The organism is Intestinibacter sp. (genome assembly GCF_051866655.1).
Lineage (GTDB): Bacteria > Bacillota > Clostridia > Peptostreptococcales > Peptostreptococcaceae > Intestinibacter.
Genome location: NZ_JBJDXL010000486.1, coordinates 1 through 2,472 on the forward strand (window position 1 = coordinate 1; position 2,472 = coordinate 2,472).

The following is a 2,472-nucleotide window of genomic DNA, read 5'->3' on the forward strand; positions in this document are numbered from 1 at the left end:
ACCTCCTAGAAAGTATTCGGAAGGTTTCTTCCTTCCATTATTATATAACTTTCTAATCAGAAAAATTATTTATCTACACTCACAAAATTTTTGTAAATTTTTTCGCTCTCATAAAATTAAACAAATTTGTCGCACTAATTGAAAATTTTGAAAAAATATGCTATAATATAATTAATAGATAGAGATAGAGACTTTATGGAAGGTGATGAAAATGGTTAATGTCGCGTTATGCGAAAATAGTGAAGGTAGTATAATACGTGCTTCAAGGTTAATAGATGAATATATACATTTTACAAGATTTTCAAGTAAGTTAACTATCTTTAATTCTTCTGAATCTTTATTAAATGATAAAGAGGTATTTGATGTTTATATTCTATTAATAGACCCGCCTATCTGCGATACTATTCCGGCGGGTATTCAAATAAGATAGAAGGCTCCTAAATCTTTTATTATTTTTGTTAGTGAGACTGAATAGTATGCTTTTTAGGCTTATGAGGCTTTCCCTGTAACTTACTTAATTAAACCTGTTGAAGTAAAAAAAATGCATAAAGCATTTGATATGATTAAATATTATATGTGTGATACTAATGTATTAGTATAGACTCCAGATGGACATCGTAGATTAAAAACTAAAAATATTAATTATGTAAATATAGAAGGACGATGTTTAAGTTATCATTTGGATGACAATACTAAATGTAAAAGTTGTACTATAAGAGGATCATTCGCAGAGTCAGTTCATCCATTAGATACAAATGATAGTTTTATCTTTTTAGAGCCTAGCCTATTAATTAACTTAATGAACATCAAAGTTCTCGGTAAAGATAATATTGTATTCGAGAGTGAAGAGAAAATGTATTTCCCTAAAACTAAGCATGATAGAATTGAAGCAAGATGGAAAGAATATTTAAGAATATAAAAAAATAAAGCCCGATAGGAATTAACCTATCGGGCATTTTTTATTTAATACGAATCCAAATTCGTCCATCAACTTTGACATTTCCCGTTCCCCAGATCTCATAGTCTGGCACGGCAGATACATATCCAATAATTCTACTTGGATATAATTGCTCTTCTTCATCAGTCATAATAGATACTGTTCCATTAGGACCTGAGCATACTGGATAACCAATATGAGATTTAAATTCTTCTCTATCTTCAAATGGATATGCTAATACACGACCTGATGCTGCTATTGGAGTTTTACAATCATAAGTTTCACCGATTGCGAAACCAAATGTATCAGATACTATTTCAGCACCACGCTATAGCCTTTCAATAGAAAGACTTAATGTATCGTCACCATTTTCAATAATACATCTACCAGGTTGAGTTATATCAGACTATCTATATTCTGCATAGTCGTTCCATGCAGCTCCATAAAGAACTCCTTGTTTAAAATAAACATTTGCTACTTCATATAAAGACATAGCATTTCCGGATCCTGTAACACCAGTTACATAATAAGGAGTTGCAGAAGATGCAGCTACTGCAGTAACTTTAACTTTATTACAAGCATCAACACTACCAGCAGTTATATTAGTTTGGGCAGTCCATACTGGAGCATTACCATCTCCAGATGATATTAATACATAATTTGCAGTACCTCCAGAGACAGGAGCATATATAGAAGTAGTATTATTAGCATGAGCATTATTTATAATGGGAGTATATTCTGTATAATTTGCACTAGTTAATACTGTGGCCCAACTATTCCAAGTTCCATTATTTTTATTTCTAACTGCCATACTATTACTTCTAAAATCAGTAGCTATTTGACTACCCCAGACAGTATCATAACCCTATGATAAAATCATAAAATCATTACCAGAAGTATGTAAATTAATGAAAGGATTTAATGAAGCATCACTAGAGCTAACATATCTAAATCCACAAATTGTGTTATCTAATGCTTCTAGCTAATTATGATATTCTTGTAGTCTATAAGGTAATCTATTATTAGGAACTGTTCCACTCGCTAAATTAGAAGCGTTTAAGGAAGTTATATTAGCTCCAGCTCCAGAAAAATTGCCAGCTGATAAAATATCTGTAGATGGATTATACTAAAGTTTTGTATTAATACATGGTTTTCCTTGAGTGGCAGAATCTGAAAACCATATGCAACTAGCAGCATCTGCAGTTGCTGTTTCTATTGCAGAATAATCAAAAGATTTATTAGTAAAAGAAACTCCTCCAGAAGCTACTATAGATCCAATTATTGTAGTAGCTCCACCTAGATAACTACTTCCATTAACTAAAAATGTATAACTAACTTCTCCAGCTTTATCAGAGGTTGAATTAACTGCTAAATTAGATCCGGTTGAATATAAACCGTCTGCACTAGCAAATTTTGTAGCATCCATTGCATATATTAATCTAGCAGCAGTATAATTACTCTAGCCTGTTCCTCCAGCAGCGGTTTCAATTATTCCAACTGCCGTCATAATTCCGCCTTTTAAATACATGGGCTTT

5 protein-coding genes are annotated in these 2,472 nt (G+C 31.9%); 2 read left to right on the plus strand and 3 right to left on the minus strand.

Going from position 1 to position 2,472, the window contains the following annotated elements; all coding sequences use genetic code 11:
- Positions 1-211: 211 nt before the first annotated feature.
- Entirely contained in the window at positions 212-430 is a 219-nt protein-coding gene (locus tag ACI3VO_RS14710; protein WP_439758638.1) for a hypothetical protein, read from the plus strand.
- Positions 431-679: 249 nt separating this feature from the next.
- Complete coding sequence (locus ACI3VO_RS14715) at positions 680-919, plus strand: hypothetical protein (protein WP_439758639.1); 240 nt, start codon at positions 680-682, stop codon at positions 917-919.
- Positions 920-959: 40 nt separating this feature from the next.
- Here ACI3VO_RS14715 and ACI3VO_RS14720 read toward each other — a convergent pair whose 3' ends face one another.
- The 3 genes from ACI3VO_RS14720 to ACI3VO_RS14730 all read right to left on the minus strand — a co-directional run bounded on the left by ACI3VO_RS14720 (position 960) and on the right by ACI3VO_RS14730 (position 2,363).
- Positions 960-1,088 (minus strand): hypothetical protein, encoded by a 129-nt coding sequence (locus ACI3VO_RS14720; RefSeq protein ID WP_439758640.1) that lies wholly within the window; start codon positions 1,086-1,088, stop codon positions 960-962.
- Between the two features lie 255 nt (positions 1,089-1,343).
- Positions 1,344-1,748 (minus strand): hypothetical protein, encoded by a 405-nt coding sequence (locus ACI3VO_RS14725; protein ID WP_439758641.1) that lies wholly within the window; start codon positions 1,746-1,748, stop codon positions 1,344-1,346.
- 315 nt (positions 1,749-2,063) lie between these two features.
- Complete coding sequence (locus tag ACI3VO_RS14730; RefSeq protein WP_439758642.1) at positions 2,064-2,363, minus strand: hypothetical protein; 300 nt, start codon at positions 2,361-2,363, stop codon at positions 2,064-2,066.
- Between the last annotated feature and the right edge of the window lie 109 nt (positions 2,364-2,472).